Consider the following 16,630-nt stretch of genomic DNA (forward strand, 5'->3'; position numbering starts at 1 on the left):
GATCAGTGGGCACGGCGGTGGAGCCCCTCCTGGAGCACCGTCGCGACGAGGCGTCCGGCCCGGTCGCTGATGCGGGCGTGGGCGAGGGAACGGCCGCCGCTGCTGCTCAGCGGGTCGCACTCCATCAGCAGCCACTCCTCCACCCGCGCCGGCCTGTGAAACCAGACCGTGTGGTCGAGGCTGATGCCGATGACGTCGTGGGGCAGCGACGAACCGGGCGGGCGGGCGTCCATGACGACCCCGAGATCGGAGATGTAGGCCAGCGCGGCGATCTGCCACAGCGGGTCGTCCGGGACGGCGGCGCGGTGGCGCAGCCAGAGGGGATGCAGCGGGACGAACCCGTCCGCCCGGGGAGCGGCGAAATGCCGGATCTCGAAGGGGTGCCCCACATCGCTCAAACGCTGTGTCGGCAGAGTCCGGACCACCGCGCCGGGATCGGCGGCCGGCACCTCCGCGTGCCAGTCGTCCCCCGCCTCGGGGGTGTGCAGGGAGGCGGTCATGACGAAGAGGGTCCGTCCTCCCTGGGCCACCTCCACCTCACGGACGGCGAAGGCGCGACCGTCGCGTACGCGGCGCACACTGATGTCCAGAAAGGGGTGATCAGTCCCCCGCCTCAGAAAGTGGGCGTGCAGCGAGTGCGGGATCTGCCCGGGAGCGGCGGTGCGCCCGGCGGCGAGCACGGCCACGGCGGCGACGAGACCGCCGAAGACCGTCCTGCGGCTGGTCAGGGTCGCCGGCGCCCGGAAGGCGTCCGGCCCGGTGGGCTCCACGCTCAGCAGCGACCGCAGATCCCGCCATGCCCCTTCCCGCCCGGGTATGGCCACGGCGCTCCCGGGCGGGCCGGAAGGACTGTTCACAGTGGTCACCTTCGTCCTCTCGGCGTTCAACCGGGCAGGAAGGGGTCTCGGGTGGCCTCCTCCGGATCGAAGTCCGGGGGCAGTCCTTCGAACTTCGGGGGACGCTTCTGGGTGAAGCTCTCCACGCCCTCCCGGAAGTCCGGGGAGCCCGCGAAGTACTCCATCGCCGAGTAGCTGCGCCCCAGCGCACCGGTGAAGTCGCGGTCGAGGTCGCCGTACACCTGGTGCCGGACGACGGCCATCGCGCGCGGAGAGCAGTTGCGGGCGATGTCGCGGGCGTAGGCGCGGGCGGCGTCCAGGAGCTCGCCGGGCTCCACGACCCGGCTGACCAGTCCCAGGGCCTTGGCCTCGTCGGCGTCGAACGTTCGTCCCGACAGCAGCAGGTCGAGCGCGTTCTCCAACCCGACGAGCCTGGGCAGCACGTAGGGCAGGTTGTACTCGCCCGCCAGCCCGCGCCGCGTGAAGGCGGTGGTGAACCGGGCTCCGCGGGCCGCGAACCGCACGTCGCAGATCAGCGCCTGGATCAGGCCGATGCCCGCGCATCCGCCGTTGATGGCGGCGATCATGGGTTTGGGCAGCAGCCGCCGGCTGTACATGGGACTGCGGCCCTCCAGGTGCAGGCCCTCGCCCGGTCGGGAGTTCTGCTCCAGCCGCTGCATGTCCATGCCGGGGCAGAACGCCCTGCCCGCACCCGTGACGATCACGACGCGCACCCGCGGGTCCGCCGCCGCCCGGTCCAGCAACTCGAAGAACCGCGCCTCCATGGGCACATTCCAGGCGTTCTTGCGCTCCGGCCTGTTGAAGGTGAGGGTGGCCACCCCCTCCTCGTCCACGTCGTACAGGACCAGGTCCGTGTCGGGCCGGTCGACGGCTTGCTCGGACATCACACGCTCCTCATGTCGTTCAACTCGGGATCCGCCGGCCCAGGCCGGGCCGCTCGCCGGACACGCTCAGCACGACCTGGCCGCGGGCGCACACGACCCCGTCGGCGCGGCGGACCTCGACCTCGCTGAAGTGGATGCGCCCTCCGCGCCGCACGCAGCGGGCGTGGGCGACCACCTCGGGTCCGGGCGCCGGGGCGAGGTACTGGATCGACAGTGAGACGGTGCTGAGCCGGCTGCCCCTGGCGAAGTCGTGCCCGGCCATGACGGCGCCGCCCCCGGCGGTGTCGATCAAGGCGGAGAGCAGGCCGCCGTGGAAGACGCCGTCGTGCGCGCTCAGGCGCTCGGCGAAGGGGAGCGCCATCTCGACCCCGTCGGGGTCCCATCGCCGCACGCTCATGCCGCAGTCCCGGTTGAACTCGACTCCGCGTTCCCAGTGCTCGCGGAACCACGCGCGCATGTCCTGCTGCTCCCGCTCGCCGAGCGGGTCGGGCCTGGTGACGGTCATCCGTCGTCCTTCCATGTTCGTGGCGGGGAGGTCACGCGCCGGGCTCGGCACCGACCAGGGAGACGAAGGAGACGCATTCGCCCGGGGCGCCGCCCAGGTTGTGGGTGAGGGCGAGCCGGCGCCCTTCGGCGAGGGACGCGATCCGGCGGTCGGCCGGGGCCTCGCCGCGCAGCTGCAGCCACGCCTCGAACATCATCCGCAGCCCGGACGCGCCGATCGGGTGCCCGAACGCCTTGAGCCCCCCGTCGGGATTGACCGGGAGGTCGCCGTCGAGGTCGAAGGCGCCGGACAGCACGTCCTTCCAGCCCTGGCCGCGCTCGGAGAACCCGAGGTCCTCCATCAGCACCAGCTCGGTGGGCGTGAAACAGTCGTGCACCTCGGCCATCGCGATCTGCGCCCGCGGGTCGGTCACGCCCGCCTGCCGGTACGCGTCCCGCGCCGAGGCCACCACCTCGGGGAACGTGGTGAAGTCGTAGCCGGGGTCGCTGCTGCCGGTGGCCGCCCCCGCCACGAAGGACAGGGCCTTCACGTAGATCGGCCTGTCGGTGTAGCGGTGGGCGTCCTCGGCGCGCACCACGATCGCCGCCGCCGACCCGTCCGAGACTCCGGAGCAGTCGAACACTCCCAGCATGCCCGCCAAGGCAGGGGCCGACTTGATGCGCTCGATCGGCACTTCCTTGCGGAACTGGGCCCTTTCGTTGCGCGCGCCGTTCACATGGTTCTTCCACGCGATCCGCGCCAGCACGTCCTTCAGTTCGGCGATGTCGACGCCGTACCGCTGCGCGTACGCGGGCGCCAGGAGGCTGAAGGAGGCCGGGGCCGTCATGTCGTTCATGCCGACGGTGCCGTCGTCGGGCACGGGAGCCCCGCTCAGGCCGGAGAAGCCGGAGTCCTTGAGCTTCTCCACGCCCACCGCCATCGCCATGTCATAGGCGCCCGACGCCACCGCGTAGCACGCCTGGCGCAGCGCCTCCGAGCCCGTGGCGCAGAAGTTCTCGACGCGGGTCACCGGCTTGTCGCCGATGCGCAGAGCCCGGCTGAGCGTCAGTCCCGAGGAGCCCGACCCCTGCGTGCCGAGCCAGAACGCGTCGACCTCGGCCAGGGTGACGCCCGCCGATTCCGCCGCCGCGGTGGTGGACTCCACCAGCATGGTGTCCACCGACCTGTCCCAGTGCTCACCGAAGGCGGTGCAGCCCATGCCGACGATCGCGACGCGATCCCGGATGCCGTTCGATCCCACCGGTGTCCTCCTCAGCCTCGTGCGGCGCCGCGGCGCACGGGCCGGGCCTTCCAGAAGTAGTTGTGCACGCCCCGCGCCGTCCGGGTGCGCCGGAACGACATCTCCACCCGGTCCCCGATCCGGAGCGAGCCGGGATCGGCGTCGGCCAGCTCGCACCGCATCCGGCCGCCGCCGTCGAAGTCCACGACGGCCATGACCGTCGGAGGGCTGAGCGAGTACGCCAGATGGTCGATGGTGAAGGTCGCGACCGTCCCGGCCGTGTCGGCCATGGGCTCGGGATCCATCGGCCCCACATGCCGGCATTCGCGGCAGACGTCGGCGGGCGGGAGGTGGCGCGTGCCGCAGACCTGGCACCGGCCCGCCACGAAGGCGTACTTCCACTCGGCCGAGCGCAGCATGGGCGGCGCGTAGGGCGGTTCGGGGTCGGGCCGGCGGGGCGGTTCCCGGTCGAGGAGGCCCCGCCAGGTCAGGAACGTCGTGTAGGTGAGCGAGTCGTCCCCGGCGGCGATCTGCTCGGCGACCGCGGGCTCCGTCCTGCGTCCGGCCAGTGCCCCGGTGGCGCGCAGCACGAGCACCGAGACGCCGTCGGCCAGCAGCATGACGGCGATGGTCTCGCCGGGCGCGGCCCGGTCGAGCACGTCGCACAGCACGACGCCGAACTGGGCCGTTCCCGGGTTGCCGATGGCCTCGGCCAGATCGTCCGCCCAGGCCCGGCGCGGCACGCCCGTCCGGGCGGCGGCGCCGCGGACCGCCCGGCCGTGGGTGCCCGCGACGATCAGGTGGTCGACGCCCTCAGGGGTCAGGCCCGCCTGCTTGAGCGCGTCGGCGAACGCCGCCCCGGCGAGCGGGGCGTAGGCCTGCTCGCCGAAGCGCTCCTCCCATGTCCGCGACGACGCCTCCCCCTGGATCCGCCAGCGGTCCAGGAACTCCGAGGTGGACCAGGCGCGGGCCAGCACGTCCGCGATCACCGGGGCGGTCGAGGCGGTGTCCCCCGAGCCGGCGAACAGGAACGCCGCCGCGGCGTCGCCGCCCTCGCGTTCGTCCGCTCCGCCGGGGAGCCCGCCGCGCAGATCCGACAGGACGGCCAGGGTCGGCACCGGGGAGTCCTGGGCCGCCGTGAGCGCGGCGAAGCCGGAGCGGACGGCCCCGCACATGTCCGCCGCGGGAGCCGTCCTGTCGAGCCGCAGCGCGGCGTGCACGGCGGTCGCGTTCGTCTTGTCGGTGTAGGCCGGGGCCGAGGAGGCGAAGAGCAACTGGCGTGGGGCGTGGGCCCCGGGGAGGCCGCGCAGCGCGGCGCGCGCCGCCTCCACCCCCATCGACGTGCTGTCCTCGTCGTGCGCGGCGACCGACCGCGAGCCGGGTGCGGCCGCCGCTCCCAGCACCGCGGCGATCTCGCCCCGCCGCAGCCTGCGGTGCGGGACGTAGGCGCCGTAGGCGACCAGTCCACCCATCGGACCTCCCTCATGATATAGCTATATAATTAGACTACTTTAGCAAACGATGGGGCGGTCGCCACACCCCGGGGCGGCACCCGGCTCGCTTGCCAGATATAGATAGATATATAGAATAGTTGGACTATACCGGCGCAGGTTCAGGAGGACGGATGACCAAGATCTGGGCCAACTCGGCCGACTCCCACGTGCTCGAGCCCGACGACCTCTGGCTCCAGGCACTGCCCAAGAGGCTGGCCGAGCGCGCCCCGCGCAGCGAGCGCGGCGACCGGTTCGAGGTGCTCTACATCGACGGCGACCAGGTCAACCGCCAGCTCAACGACCTGATGGACGCCATCCGGCCGCCGGGCGCGCGCGACCTGGACGTCCGCCTCAAAGATCTCGACCAGGAGGGCGTCTGGGGCCAGGTGGCCTTCCCCTCGATGGGCTTCTGGTCGGCCCTGATCCGCGACCGGGAACTGGCCCGCGAGGTCGTCCGCGCCTGGAACGACTGGGCGCACGCGGAGATCATGCGGCGCACCGAGCGGATCTTCACGCCCGCCTGCGTGTCCATGGCCGACATGGACGACGCCGTCGCCGAACTCGAACGCGCCGCCGAGCTGGGCTTCCAGGCGGTGTCCCTGCCCACCCAGACCGCCCCCGGCGAGGAGTACGGCCTCGACCGCTGGGAGCCGCTCTGGACGGTCGCCGAACGGGCCGGCATGGCCGTGGCCTTCCACATCGGCACCGGCGGCGACACGGTCGTCTACCGCGGGCCCGGCGGCGCCGTGGTCAACTTCATGGAGACCACCTATCCCGGCATGCGCGTGGTGTCGCACATGGTCGCCGGCGGCGCGCTGGACCGCCACCCCGATCTGAAGATCTTCATCGCCGAGGGCGGGGCCTCCTGGCTGCCGGCCATCGCCGACCGGATGGACGAGGCCTACCGCCAGCACGGCATGTTCGTCCGGCCCAAGCTCAGCCGGCTGCCCAGCGAGATCATGAAGCGGCAGGTGTACGCCTCGTTCCAGCACGACGCCAGCGCCGTGGACACCGTCCGCCACTCCGACTTCCAGAACGTCATGTGGGGTGACGACTACCCCCACCTGGAGGGCACGTACGGGCACACGCAGGAGACGCTCCGCGGCCTGTTCGACGGCGTGCCGGACCAGGTCCGCGAACGCATCACCCGCGGCGCCTTCAACGAGCTCTTCAGCGTCCCGGACCAGACGCCCCGGCAGGCGGCGGTCTGAGAGCCGCTCTCCGAACGCCCAGGGCGGCGGAGCCGGTACCGGCGCGCTCCGCCGCCCTGTCGCCTTCCCGCCGCTCAGCCCGCGCTGCGGCCGCCGTCGATCACGTAGCACTGGCCGGTGATGTAGGACGCCTCGTCGGAGGCCAGGAAGAGCGCGAGGTTCGCCACTTCCTCGGCGGTGCCGAGCCGCCCCATCGGGATCCTGTCCGACAGCATCCGCAGCGTCTCCGGGGGGCTGCCGTCCAGGATCGCGGTCTCCGTCGTGCCGGGGCACACCGCGTTCACCCGGATCCCGTCCCTGACGTACTCCAGGGCCGCCGCCCTGGTCATCATCACCTGCGCCCCCTTGGAGGTGATGTAGGGCGACGAGCCCGGTGTCGCCCGGAACCCTCCGATCGAGGCCGTGTTGACCACGGAGGCCCCACTGGGCGCTTCCAGCAGGAGTGGCAGGGCGTGCTTGAGGACCATGTAGGAACCGCGCACGTTCACGGCCATCACCCGGTCGAAGGCGTCCATGCCGGTCTCGTGGATGCGGGCGCCCCCGCCCGCGATGCCGGCGTTGTTGGCCAAGATCTCCAATCGGCCATGGCGCTCCCGGCAGTGCGCCATCAGCGCCCGGACCGCCGCCTCGTCACTGACATCGCACGTGAAGGGCTCCACCTCGCCCCGGGCCTCGGCCGCCACCTTCTCCTGCGCTCCCGAGATGTCCGCGGCCACCACGCGCGCGCCTTCGGCCGCGAACCGCAGGGTGATCGCCCTGCCGATGCCCGAACCCGCGCCGGTCACCACCGCGATCTTGCCCTGGAGCCGTCCTGCTTCTGCCATGGTCTTCCCTTCGTTCCTAGGCCGGTACGCCGCCGTCGACGACGAGGACGGACCCGGTGGTGTAGCTGGAGGCCGCCGAGGCGAAGTACAGCGCCGTGCCGACGATCTCGCGGGGCTCCCCGCCCCGGCCGAGCGCGAAGGTCCGGGCCGCGTGCCGGTCGAACGCCTCGCGGTCCCAGTGCGCGGCCACGTCCGTGAAGAACCCGCCCGGCATGATCCCGTTCACCCGTACGGCGGGGCCGAGGGCGTGGGCGAACGAGGCGGTCATGCTGTTCAGCCCCGCCTTGGCCGCGGCGTAGGGGATCACGTCCTTGCCGGTCCGGACGGCGCCGATGCTGCTGATGTTGATGATCGAGCCGCCCGCGCCGGCCGCCATCCGCGTGCCGACCTGGGCCATCAGGCGGAAGGGCCCCTTGAGGTTCACTCCGAGGACCTTGTCGTACAGCTCCTCGGTGACGTCCAGGACGCTGTCGTACAGCGGCGACATCCCGGCGTTGTTGACCAGGACGTCGACACGCCCGAAGCGGTCGTAGACCGCGTCGACCATGCGGTCGATCTCCTCCCATCTGCCGACGTGGCACGCGATCGGGAGGGCCTCCCGGCCGGTGGTCCCGCGGACGGTCTCGGCGAGTTCCTCGCAGGCGGCGAGCTTGCGGCTGGCGATCACCACATCGGCGCCGGCCGCGGCGAAGGCCAGGACCATCTCGCGGCCGAGGCCGCGGCTGCCGCCGGTGACCAGCGCGATCTTGCCGGTCAGATCGAACAGGCGCGTGCGGTCGTAGGGGTCGGTCACGGGGCACTCTCCAATTCGGGACGCCGGCGCGGCACGCGGCCGCGCGGTGCCCTCGGGGCCGGTGTTGAGCGTCGGCCGAGATGTAGCATAATCATAGAATATAGATAACTGATTCACGAGCCTGTGCGAGGTTCGATCATCCGCGAAGCCCCGTCTACCCGAGGATCGTGCATGCGCACTGACGACGACCGGCCCAGGACGCCCGACCGGCGCTGGGCGGGCTCCGATTTCCAGGATCCGCCGCGGACCGGGGGCGGCGTCGCGCTGTGCGGCGCGTGCCACGCCGCCGGGCGGTGCCGGCTCGGCGTCCAGCGCGAGCGCCTCGACGACACGGGGAACGCCTGGTTCCACGTGACCTGCCCCCGGGACCAGGAGGGCGGTCCCAACGTCGCGCACGGCGGCTGGACGGCGGCGGTCATGGACGAATGCCTGGGTCACGTACCGTTGCTGAACCGGACGCTCTCGGTCACCGCCGAACTGTCGGTGAGCTTCGTCAAGCCCGTCCCCGTCGATAGGCCCGTCCAGGTCAGGGCCTGGGTGGACCGGCGGGAGGGGTCGCGCTGGTACATCGCGGGCGAGATGTCACTGCTGCCGGGCGGCGCGGTCCTGGCGCGCGCCTCCGGCATCTGGGTGGCCCGGGACCCTGGGCACTTCGACCGCCACGAGAAGTGGCTGGCCCAGCAGGACTCAGCGGGCAGTCCCTGACGCTCGACGAGGCCCGGGGCGGGCTCGCGGCCTAGACCGAGTGGAGGGGTCGGCGTCCGGACTTGGTGGACGTCCTGACCGGGGGCAGGGGCCCGCCGAAGGCCTCCTGGTGGGGCCAGTCACGCGGGATCGCGGGCTGCGGCGGGTGCTGCCGGCCGTCGACCGCCATCGCGTAGTGCCGCGTGTAGCGCAGCTTCCACGCGGCGTTGTCCATCAGGGACCAGTACTCGTATCCGCTGATCTTGACGCCCTCCGCCATCACCTGGGCGAGCCAGCGCAGCTGGGCGGTGAGTCCGGCCCGGCGGCGCGCCCGCTCCTCGTCGGTGTCGGTGCCGGTGGCGGGTTCCAGGTCGCACATGCCGTTGTCGATGATGCGCAGCGGCGGCAGGGCGTCACCGTAGATGTCGTCCAGAGCGGCGACGGCGTCGGCCAGCGCCTCGGGAACGACCGGCCAGCCGTAGCGGGTCGTCTGGACGGCCTCCATCGGCGCGAGCACGAAGCCGAGACGGGCGAGCACGCGGTTGGCGTCGTTGAGCGCGCTGAAGCACTCCCGCACCGGCAGCAGCCTGGCCAGGTTCTCCGGTGCCGCCACCCGTGTGGGCACGTGCCAGACGACCCCGAGCACGTCGGCGGGCTCGGCGATCGCCTCCATGTCCCCGGGCCGGACGCACCCGGCGTCCTCCACGGGCGAGCGGTCGTTCCCGGCGACCATGTGCCGGCCGAGCAGCATCGGATCGAGCAGGAGGCGGTGCGCCCAGCTCTCGAGCCGGTCCAGCGCGACGCGGTCCCTGATGTCGTCGGAGGCGGCGTAGCCGCCTATCAGCGTCAGGGAGCCGCCCACCTCGGCGCCGCCCGTGTTCTGCCGCAGCGCCCGGACGGCGAGTCCGGCGCCGAGCAGCACGTGGTGCAGGGCCACCAGGCCCCGCATTCCCACGCCGCGGCCGGTCGGGAGCATTCCGGCGACGTAGTCGGCCACCGAGTGGACCAGCACGTCGCTGACGGTGGTCCAGCGGGCCACCCGGTCGCCGAACCGCTCCCCCATCCCCGCCGCGAAGTCGGCGAAGCGCGCCGCGGTGTCACGGTCGAGCCAGCCTCCGGACAGGTCCGCCCAGCGCGGCATGTCGATGTGCAGGAGTGTGATGCCCGGCTTGATCCCGCGGTCCAGCAACTGGTCGAGCCTGCGATCACAGCGGTCCAGGGCCGCCCTGTCCCAGCTTCCCGGGCCGGCCGGCTGGAGGTACGGCCAGCCGGCGACCATCTGGCAGGAGGTCGGCGCGCCGCCCACGACCGCCTCCAGGTCCGCCGACCAGCGCCGCGAGGGCCCGGCCGGGGCGATGCCGAAGGAGCCGCGGGACGGCGCGGCGAGCCCCTCGGACGTCGAGATGCCCCAGTCGACGCCGTCGAAGGCCTTCCGAAGGCTTGAATCGATCATCACGCACCATCCGCGAGCCGAGTTGACGCGATGGTCGGCCCGAAGACGGCCGGAATACGGCTCGACGCTAACACCAGAATCGGATGGTGACAATGTTGCATGCACATTACATGTCAAGCCACATCGCTGCGATCTCGGTTACACCCGTCCCCCGGGTCCGAGACCGTGGCCCGGACCCGGGGCAGGCTCAGGAGCGGCCGACGCCGACCCCCTTGACGTGGATGAACTCGTCCAGGCCGGCCTTGCCGCCCTCACGGCCGAAGCCGCTGATCCCGACACCGCCGAAGGGCGTGCCGGCGCAGGTGATGGGGTTGGGGCCGGGGTTGACGAAGACGGTGCCGGCCTTCAGGCGCGGGACGAGGCGGTTGATCCGGTCGACGTTCGGGGACTGGATGTAGGCCGACAGCCCGTACTCGCTGTCATTGGCCAGGGCGACCCCCTCGTCCTCGGTGTCGAACGGCGTGATGGCCAGAACCGGGCCGAACACCTCCTTCTGGGCCAGATCGCTTCTGTTGTCGACGTCCGCGAAGACCGTCGGAGCGACGAAGTAGCCGTCGGCCTCGATGCGCTCGCCGCCGTGGACGAGGCGTCCGGCCTTGTCGGCGACCGCCTTCTCGATCATGTCCTGGACACGGTCCCGGGCGGTCGCGTCGATCAGCGGCCCGATGTAGGTGGCCGGGTCCAGCGGGTCGCCGACCGGCAGCGCCTTGACGGTGCCGACCACCCGCTCGATGACCTCGTCGTAGATGGGGCGCTGCACCAGCAGCCGGGTCGGCAGCGCGCAGCCCTGGCCGGAGTTGCTCATCGCGAACGCGGCGCAGTAGGGGCCGACGGCGTCGAGGTCGGCGTCCGCGAACAGCAGGTTGGCCGACTTCCCGCCCAGCTCGAACAGCACCGGCTTGAGGGAGGCCGCCGCGGCGGCCATGATGTGGCGCGCGGTGACCGGGCCGCCGGTGAAGGAGATCTTGTCGATCCCGGGATGGGTCACCAGCGCCTGCCCCGCCTCGCCGAGGCCGGTGACGACGTTGATCACCCCGTCGGGGATGCCCGCCTGACGCGCCAGCTCGGTGAACAGCAGCGCGGAGAAGGGCGTGCTCTCCGCCGGCTTGATCACCACGGTGTTGCCCGCGGCCAGCGACGGCGGCACCTTCATCGCCAGCGACAGCGCCGGCGAGTTCCAGGTGATGATGTGGCCGATCACCCCGTACGGCTCGGCGACCGTGTACTCGACGAACTCGTTCGGGCTGTAGGCGGCGGAGACACCGCCCTCGATCTTGTCCGCCCAGCCCGCGTAGTACTCGGTCCACTCGGCGACGTGCGGGCCGACGTTCTCGGCCCATCCGCCGATGCAGACCCCGTTCTCCAGCGGGCAGATCGCGGCGAACTCCTCGATGTGCTCGCGGATCAGGCCGGCGAAGCGGGTCAGCAGGCGGCGCCGCTCCGCGGGGCGCATCGGCCCCCACACCTCCTCGAACGCGCGGCGGGCGGCCGCCACCGCCCGGTCGACCTCCCCGGCCCCGGCGAGCGGCACGGCGGCCTGAACTTCGCCGGTGGCGGGATTGACGTGCTCGTGGACGCCCCCGCTCGCGTCGAGGACGTCCTCACCCCCGATGATCAGCCGCGGTCGCGGCAGATCGGAGGCCGCCTTGCGCCGGTGCAGCTCGACGTCCACGTTCACCATGTGGGTACTCCTCGGATCGGGTTCTCATCGGATGCGGCGCGGCTATCCCTGCCGCATGTCCGCGACGTAGGGCTGGTGGGCGAGCAGGCCGCCGTCGACGCCGAGGGTCTGCCCGGTGATGAAGGCCGCCTCGTCCGAGGCGAGGAAGACCACCGCCGCGGCGACGTCCTCGGGCGACCCGAGCCTGGGCGTCAGGTGGTGGCGCAGCATCGTCTCCTGCATCGCGCCGTGGGCGGAGTGCCTGCTCGCACCGGTCACGATGAACCCGGGCGTGATCGCGTTGCACCGGACGCCCTGCTTGCCGTACTGGGTGGCGACGTACCAGGTGAGGTTGATCAGGGCGGCCTTGGACGCGCCGTAGGCGGGATTGCGCAGATCCCCCGCCAGACCGGACCCGGACGAGGTGTTGATCACCGCGCCGCCGCCACGGGCGATCATGTGCGGCAGGGCGGCCTGGATCGCGACCATCGCGCCGCGCACGTTGATGCGCATGGTGTCGTCCCACACCGCCGGGTCGGCCTCCGCGACGGCCAGGTCCCGCCTGGCCGCCAGGTGCGTGGCGGCGGCGTTGTTGTGCAGGACGTCGACGCCGCCGTACGCGCCGACCGTGCTCTCGATCATGGCGCGCACCGAGTCCGTGTCGCCCAGGTCCACTCCCACCGCGGTCGCGGTCCCGCCGGACGAAGTGATCTCCTCGGCGACCGCGGCGGCGCCGTCCTTGTTCAGATCGGCCACGACCGTGCTCGCCCCTTCGGCGGCGACCCGCCGGGCGGTCGCGGCGCCGATGCCGGACGCGGCTCCGGTGATGACCGCGATCTTGCCCTGAAGCCTGCTCACGCGGCACCCTCCTGAAGCAGCGGACGCAGCCGCTCGCAGATCACGCCGATATGCCGGGCCACCGCCTCCTCGGGCAACCCGGCGACCGAGGCGCCGAACCACACCGTCTCCACCGGCGCCTCGCCCGCGTACTTCCGCACGTGGGCGGCCATGTTCTCGGGAGTGTCGACCGGGAACGACGTCAGCGGGCCCCGGGGCGGGCGCGACCGCAGCACGTCGGGGTCCACCGGTCGCGGGACGAGCCGCCCGGTCCCCTCCACCATGTAGCGGCGGTAGCTGTCGAAGTGGTACGCGACGTGCGGTGCCAGCAGGGCCCAGTCCCGTTCGGGATCCTCGCTGACGAACCCCTCGATGCCCCCCGCCATGCGCGCGGCGCCGGGATCGTGCCCGCCCTCGGCGAGGCCCGCCCGGTACTCCGGCCACGACTCGGCATTGGCCGTGAGCAGACCCTCGCCCATCCGGCCCGCCCGCCGAGCGCCTTTCGGCCCCAGGTAGCCGAGCCAGATCGGCAGGCGTTCCTGGACGGGGGCCGGGGTGAGTCCGCCGTCGCCCCAGAGCCGCCGGAGTTCGCCGACCTGCGCGTCCAGGGTCCGGTAGCGCTCGCCGATGTCGGCTCCGAACAGGTCGAACTCGGGCACCCGGTAGCCGGCGCCGAGCCCGAGGTCGACCCTTCCCCCGCTGACGAGGTCCACGACCGCCGCCTCCTCGGCCAGCTGCGGGGTCTTGCGGAGCGGGGCGATCAGGATCCCGGTGCCCAGCCGCACCCGGCGGGTCCGGGCGGCCGCGGCGGCGGCGAACGTCAGCGGCTGGGGCAGGTAGCCGTCCTCGAACAGGTGGTGCTCGGTGAACCAGATCGAGTCCGCGCCGAGGTGCTCGGCCTCCTGGCACATCTCGAGCACGAAGGCGTACAGGCGCGCCGGATCCCGCCGCCAGCGCGGCGGGTTGCGCAGATCGAACCAGACACCGACCTTCATCCCTCACCCCTCAGTTCGCTTAAACATCTACCCTATTCAGCCGATCCCGCCAAGGATAGGGTCCAACCCGAGATACAGTAAGATAATTAAAGTATTTGCCGACGTCGGCTCGGCCATCGCATGAGGAGGCAAGTCGTGGGGCTTCTGGACGGGAAGGTAGCCATCGTCACCGGAGGCGGCCGCGGCCTGGGCCGGGCGCACTGCCTGGCCCTGGCCGAGGCGGGCGCCACCGTGGTCGTGAACGATCTCGGCGCCGGCCTGCACGGCGAGCAGGCCGCGGAGTCCCCGGCCGACGAGGTGGTCGCCGAGATCACCAAGCTCGGCGGGCGGGCCGTCGCCAACGGGAGCTCGGTCGCGGACTGGCAGGCGACGCAGGCCCTGGTCGCCGACACGGTCGCCGGGTTCGGCCGGCTCGACATCGTGGTGAACAACGCGGGCATCCTGCGCGACCGGATGATCTTCTCGATGACCGAGGCCGACTTCGACGCCGTGATCGCGGTGCACCTCAAGGGGACCTTCGGGCTCACCCGGCACGCCTGCGCCTACTGGCGCGAGTCGTACAAGCGCGGCGAGCCGGTCGCCGGCCGCGTCATCAACACCACCTCGGGCACCGGCCTGTTCGGCCAGGTGGGGCAGTCCAACTACGGCGCGGCCAAGGCCGGCATCGCCAACCTGACCACGATCGCGGCCATGGAGATGCGCCGCTACGGCGTCACCGTCAACGCCATCTCCCCCATCGCGGCCACCCGCATGACGGCCGAGATGCTGAAGGGCGGCGCGCCCGGCGAGAACGGCTTCGACCCCTTGGACCCCGCCAACGCCTCGGGCGTGGTCGTCTACCTCGCCTCCGACGCGGCCGGCTGGCTCACCGGCCAGGTCCTGAGGGTCGACGGCGACAAGGTCAACCGGATGCAGTCCTGGACCATCTCCGCCACGCACCACGCCCGCTCGGGCGCGTCGGTCACCGCCGACGAGCTGGTCGAGTCCCTGCCGCAACTGTACGGCGCCGCGCCCGCGGGCCGTCCCATCGGCCTACTCCCCGACAAGTCCTGACCGCGACCGGCTGAGGACCCCGCTGCCGCAGGTCGTCATGCGTTGAACGACCTTCCCACACCCACGAACACCTGGGCCCCGGAGCTGCGTCGCACGCTCCGGGGCCAAGTGAGCCGAAGCGCTCACGGGCGAGCGCCAGCACGCCCACAGACCTCGGCGCCCTACGCCGGAAGGCGTCAGGCGGGCGGTGTCAACGAGGTGCGATGACCGGCAGCCAGTCGGCGAAGCGCCGCCACAGCCGCTCGCGGGTGTCGGCGAAGTTGTGCATGTGCGCCATCCCACAGGTCGTCGGGGACGTCTTCCACATGGAAGACGCCTCGGAAGTTGTCCCGCGGCGCCCCGTGGTACATGGGCAGCTCGGGGAGGCCGGACGTCCTGGCGTTGTCCTCCATGATCAGCCGCCTGCGCTCCTCCTGAGGGATCGCACCGAACCGTCGGTGTTCCGGAATGTTGGCGATGACGATGGGTGACGCGCCGCATCAGGCAACGGCGGCAGGGCCTCGGCGAACGCGCCCCTCTCAAGGCCGTCGCGCACGAACCGGCTGACGGCGTGAGCCGCGCCGGGCAAGCCACTCCGCCTTGCTGTAGCCCTCCCGGCCCGGAGGCTGGAGATCCCAGTAACGGCGGTGGTAGGTCCCGCCCGGGATCGCCAGCACCACCAGCGGACGGTCCGGTACGGCCCCAGGATCGGCGACGACCGTCGCGGTGACCTCGACAGGGCCCGTGGCTGGGCCGTCCCCGGGCATCGCGGCCGTCACGTCGACGGCGAAGTCATGACGGACGGTGGTCATGGCGCTCCCAGCGATCGTGAGACTTGAGCGAATTCGAGATCGACGACCTCGCCCCCAGCGCGGAGGCGGCCGACCTGGGCCAGCAGTCGGGGGCCGCGGGTTCCGATCACCGCCGCCGCGGTGTCGAGGAACTTCTGTTTCACGCGCTCGTACGGCAGTGGGTTCTGCGGGCTGCCCGAACGGTCCGGCACCTCGGCGGTCATCCGCTTCCCCGAGCGGGTCACCGCCGTCACGCGGGCCCCGCGACGACTGGGGAACCGCTCCTCGAAGACCGGGTCGGCTTCCAGCCGCACCGCCTCCGCGAGTGCCCGGAGGTCTGCGGCCTTCCTGTCCGACTCGATGGCCGCGGCGGTCACGGCTCCGTCGAGCAGGGCGAGCGACGCGAGGTGGGGAATGCTGAACCTGCGCTCGGCGGCCGTGCGCGGACGGGCGATGCCGGCGACCGCCAGTGCGGTGGAGTAGGTGGCGACGTCGAGACGGTCGACATCGTCCGCGGTCAGCCCCTTCGCACGCAGTTCCAGGACGGCGTCGATGACCGCGAAGGTGTGCCCGCAGCATGGATAGGGCTTGACGGTGACGGCATTGATGGCCGGCGGCGAGCCGAGCGGGGCGCGGCACGTCTCCCAACGGGACGGCGCTCCCGAGGCCGCTCCGAGTCCCGCCTCCCCCTCCAGGGCGTCGGCGGCCCCGGTCACGCCTCCGGCGGCCAGGGCCACCGCGACCACGCCCGCGTGCGCGGCGTTCCCCGCGTGCAGGGGTTTGCCCATCGCGTCGCTGCGGAAGGTCTGCTGGAGCCCGGAGGCCATCGTCGCGGCCAGGGCGAGGGCGTGGGCGAAAACGTCCTCGTCCGCGCCGAGCACCTCCGCCGCCGCGGCCGCGGCACCGACGCTGCCGGCGGTGCCGGTCGTGTGCCAGTGCTTGTAGTGCGCGGGCCCCAGGTCGGTGGCCACGCGGCAGCCGACCTCGTATCCGGTGACCACCGCGCGCAGCAGCGTCTCTCCCGAGGCGCGCACCTGGTCCGCCACTGCCAACGCGGCGGCGATGATCGGTGCCCCGGGGTGGAAGAGCCCCGGCGCGTAGATGTCGTCGAGTTCCAGGGTGTGCGCGGCGGTGCCGTTCACCAGCGCGGCCAGCGGGGGCGGCGCCGTCCCGCCGCCCGCCAGGCGGCTGGCCCCCGAGAGCGGACCGAGTCCAGTGAGGAGGGCTCGGGCGGGCACGCCGGTGCTGCCGCCGAGCGTGACGCCGAGCCAGTCCACCAGGGCCAGCTCCGCCGCGTCGGCCGCCGCGGACGGCATCGGCGCGGCGCGCAGCTCCATCGCGCGTTCGGTGAGTGCGCCGATGACCGTCCCGTTCGTTGTCCCGGCCATCTCC

General features: G+C 72.2%; 16 protein-coding genes. 3 read left to right on the forward strand and 13 right to left on the reverse strand.

What is annotated here, in order from left to right; genetic code table 11:
* Positions 1 to 2: 2 nt before the first annotated feature.
* The 5 genes from ACZ466_RS55395 to ACZ466_RS55415 are packed head-to-tail and all read right to left on the reverse strand — an operon-like array spanning position 3 to position 4,937.
* Positions 3 to 857, reverse strand: a complete 855-nt coding sequence (locus ACZ466_RS55395) for an acyl-CoA thioesterase (RefSeq protein WP_378283524.1) — start codon at positions 855 to 857, stop codon at positions 3 to 5.
* A 26-nt stretch (positions 858 to 883) separates the two neighbouring features.
* Positions 884 to 1,741 (reverse strand): enoyl-CoA hydratase-related protein, encoded by an 858-nt coding sequence (locus ACZ466_RS55400; protein WP_378283523.1) that lies wholly within the window; start codon positions 1,739 to 1,741, stop codon positions 884 to 886.
* 19 nt (positions 1,742 to 1,760) lie between these two features.
* Positions 1,761 to 2,246, reverse strand: a complete 486-nt coding sequence (locus ACZ466_RS55405; protein WP_378283522.1) for a PaaI family thioesterase — start codon at positions 2,244 to 2,246, stop codon at positions 1,761 to 1,763.
* A gap of 31 nt (positions 2,247 to 2,277) precedes the next feature.
* On the reverse strand, positions 2,278 to 3,486 hold the full coding sequence (locus ACZ466_RS55410) for an acetyl-CoA acetyltransferase (protein ID WP_378283521.1): 1,209 nt from the start codon (positions 3,484 to 3,486) through the stop codon (positions 2,278 to 2,280).
* Between the two features lie 11 nt (positions 3,487 to 3,497).
* A complete protein-coding gene (locus tag ACZ466_RS55415) occupies positions 3,498 to 4,937 on the reverse strand; it encodes an OB-fold domain-containing protein (protein WP_378283520.1) in 1,440 nt (479 codons plus the stop codon).
* A 152-nt stretch (positions 4,938 to 5,089) separates the two neighbouring features.
* Here ACZ466_RS55415 and ACZ466_RS55420 point away from each other — a divergent pair, with 152 nt between their 5' ends.
* The gene (locus ACZ466_RS55420) at positions 5,090 to 6,169 is read left to right on the forward strand and encodes an amidohydrolase family protein (RefSeq protein WP_378283519.1); all 1,080 of its coding nucleotides are present in this window, start codon (positions 5,090 to 5,092) and stop codon (positions 6,167 to 6,169) included.
* 74 nt (positions 6,170 to 6,243) lie between these two features.
* On the opposite strand, the gene ACZ466_RS55425 is transcribed toward ACZ466_RS55420, so the two are convergent.
* Positions 6,244 to 6,993, reverse strand: a complete 750-nt coding sequence (locus ACZ466_RS55425) for an SDR family NAD(P)-dependent oxidoreductase (protein WP_378283518.1) — start codon at positions 6,991 to 6,993, stop codon at positions 6,244 to 6,246.
* A gap of 16 nt (positions 6,994 to 7,009) precedes the next feature.
* Entirely contained in the window at positions 7,010 to 7,786 is a 777-nt protein-coding gene (locus ACZ466_RS55430) for an SDR family NAD(P)-dependent oxidoreductase (RefSeq protein WP_378283516.1), read from the reverse strand.
* Positions 7,787 to 7,957: 171 nt separating this feature from the next.
* Here ACZ466_RS55430 and ACZ466_RS55435 point away from each other — a divergent pair, with 171 nt between their 5' ends.
* Positions 7,958 to 8,491: a PaaI family thioesterase gene (locus ACZ466_RS55435; protein ID WP_378283515.1), complete on the forward strand. Its 534-nt coding sequence runs from the start codon at positions 7,958 to 7,960 to the stop codon at positions 8,489 to 8,491.
* Between the two features lie 31 nt (positions 8,492 to 8,522).
* Here ACZ466_RS55435 and ACZ466_RS55440 read toward each other — a convergent pair whose 3' ends face one another.
* The 4 genes from ACZ466_RS55440 to ACZ466_RS55455 form a co-directional block, all read right to left on the reverse strand.
* Entirely contained in the window at positions 8,523 to 9,923 is a 1,401-nt protein-coding gene (locus ACZ466_RS55440; protein ID WP_378283514.1) for a family 1 glycosylhydrolase, read from the reverse strand.
* Between the two features lie 187 nt (positions 9,924 to 10,110).
* On the reverse strand, positions 10,111 to 11,604 hold the full coding sequence (locus ACZ466_RS55445; RefSeq protein WP_378283513.1) for an aldehyde dehydrogenase family protein: 1,494 nt from the start codon (positions 11,602 to 11,604) through the stop codon (positions 10,111 to 10,113).
* A 42-nt stretch (positions 11,605 to 11,646) separates the two neighbouring features.
* Positions 11,647 to 12,441: an SDR family NAD(P)-dependent oxidoreductase gene (locus ACZ466_RS55450; RefSeq protein ID WP_378283512.1), complete on the reverse strand. Its 795-nt coding sequence runs from the start codon at positions 12,439 to 12,441 to the stop codon at positions 11,647 to 11,649.
* Positions 12,438 to 13,415, reverse strand: a complete 978-nt coding sequence (locus tag ACZ466_RS55455) for an LLM class flavin-dependent oxidoreductase (RefSeq protein ID WP_378283511.1) — start codon at positions 13,413 to 13,415, stop codon at positions 12,438 to 12,440. The genes ACZ466_RS55450 and ACZ466_RS55455 overlap by 4 nt, the downstream gene beginning before the upstream one ends.
* Positions 13,416 to 13,550: 135 nt before the next feature.
* Here ACZ466_RS55455 and ACZ466_RS55460 point away from each other — a divergent pair, with 135 nt between their 5' ends.
* Positions 13,551 to 14,468: an SDR family NAD(P)-dependent oxidoreductase gene (locus tag ACZ466_RS55460; protein WP_378283510.1), complete on the forward strand. Its 918-nt coding sequence runs from the start codon at positions 13,551 to 13,553 to the stop codon at positions 14,466 to 14,468.
* Positions 14,469 to 14,986: 518 nt separating this feature from the next.
* On the opposite strand, the gene ACZ466_RS55465 is transcribed toward ACZ466_RS55460, so the two are convergent.
* Both ACZ466_RS55465 and ACZ466_RS55470 read right to left on the reverse strand, forming a co-directional pair.
* Positions 14,987 to 15,259 (reverse strand): hypothetical protein, encoded by a 273-nt coding sequence (locus ACZ466_RS55465; RefSeq protein WP_378283509.1) that lies wholly within the window; start codon positions 15,257 to 15,259, stop codon positions 14,987 to 14,989.
* Positions 15,256 to 16,626: an MmgE/PrpD family protein gene (locus tag ACZ466_RS55470; RefSeq protein WP_378283508.1), complete on the reverse strand. Its 1,371-nt coding sequence runs from the start codon at positions 16,624 to 16,626 to the stop codon at positions 15,256 to 15,258. The genes ACZ466_RS55465 and ACZ466_RS55470 overlap by 4 nt, the downstream gene beginning before the upstream one ends.
* Positions 16,627 to 16,630: the final 4 nt, after the last annotated feature.

The sequence above is a fragment of the Actinomadura rugatobispora genome (genome assembly GCF_055379765.1).